General features: G+C 42.4%; 1 protein-coding gene. It reads left to right on the plus strand.

What is annotated here, in order from left to right; translation table 11 throughout:
• Positions 1 to 112 precede the first annotated feature (112 nt).
• Positions 113 to 1,336: an IS4 family transposase gene (locus I6E24_RS16250; RefSeq protein ID WP_235329732.1), complete on the plus strand. Its 1,224-nt coding sequence runs from the start codon at positions 113 to 115 to the stop codon at positions 1,334 to 1,336.
• Positions 1,337 to 1,423 lie beyond the last annotated feature (87 nt).

Genomic DNA, 1,423 nt, shown 5'->3' on the forward strand with positions numbered 1-1,423 from the left:
TATTACTGTCCGCTAAAAGTTCATACATCATTATAATGATAGGGCCGTCCTCCGATTTTGGAAGTCAGCCCTATTTTGGTTATCTTTGAGTCACCACACTAAAAGTTTAACCATGAGCAAAAGTACACATTTCTTCGGACAGCCGATATATGGGCAGCTAATAAAATTGTTAGATAAGTCCAAAATTCTTCAATTCAGCCGTAATCATGGTGGTGAAAGGTATGTAAAGAGCTTTGATGGCTTTACCCATCTGCTTACGATGCTCTATGCCGTGATAATGCGCTTCGATTCATTGCGTGAGATAGAGACCTCAATGACCGCTGAGGTACGTAAATTGCATCACATAGGTATTGAGACAGTTCCCAGGCGCAGCACCTTGTCCGATGCCAATTCCAGACGTTCTGAAAAGTTCTTTGAGGATGTTTACCATGACCTTTACGAGGAAAATAAGTCAAAACTTACCTCGGACAGCCGGCGCAATGGGACAGAGGAATGGGTAAAACGGCTGAGAATCATAGATTCAACGACAATATCCTTGTTTTCCAACCTCATATTCAAAGGTGTGGGAAGGCATCCAAAGACTGGCAAGAAGAAAGGTGGTATAAAGGTTCATGCCGTCATACAAGCCAACGAGGGCGTTCCCTGTGATGTACAGTTTACATCTGCTGCTACAAACGACTCTTTTATGCTTGTCCCCTCCAAATTTTCCGACAAGGAGATCGCTGCAATGGATAGAGCCTATATCAACTATGAAAAATTCGAGGAATTGACGGAGCGTAACGTGGTTTATGTTACAAAAATGAAGAAGAACCTCAACTATGAGATTTTGTTCGACTTTATGGAGATGACCACGGAGGGCAAGATGGAATACAGAGAGCAAGTTGTAGTATTCCGTAAAGGAGAAACAAGGCACATCGCAAGAATCGTAACCTATGTGGACATTAAAAGGGGGAAACAGCCCAAATTGGTTTCACTGCTTACCAATGATTTTGACATGCGCCCGGAAACAATCGTGGCCATTTATCGTCGTCGTTGGCAGATCGAATCACTTTTCAAGCAAATCAAGCAGAATTTCCCGTTGAGATATTTTTATGGAGAGAGTGCTAATGCCATCAAAATACAGATATGGGTGACGCTCATAGCCAATCTGTTGTTATCGCTGCTGCAAAGCTCTCTTGAGAGGAGATGGAGCTTTTCAGGGTTGGCTACGATGGTAAGGATAGTCCTGATGTATTACCTCAATATAAACACATTCTTTAACAAACCTGATGAAGACCTTAAAATGATGCTTATGGAGGCAGCAGAACCACCACCTAAGGAGGTAATAAGCTCATAAGAGGGGCTTGTCTGATATGAAAATAACTCCCAACTTATCTATTTCAGCAAGTTGGGAGGGAATTCACGTCTTTAGCGGACAGTAATA

This window comes from Bacteroides caecigallinarum (genome assembly GCF_021530995.1).
Classification (GTDB): domain Bacteria; phylum Bacteroidota; class Bacteroidia; order Bacteroidales; family Bacteroidaceae; genus Phocaeicola; species Phocaeicola faecigallinarum.

Coding starts and splice junctions, on each gene's coding strand:
- I6E24_RS16250 (WP_235329732.1), top strand. CDS start 113: ATGAGCAAAAGTACACATTTCTTCGGACAGCCGATATATGGGCAGCTA.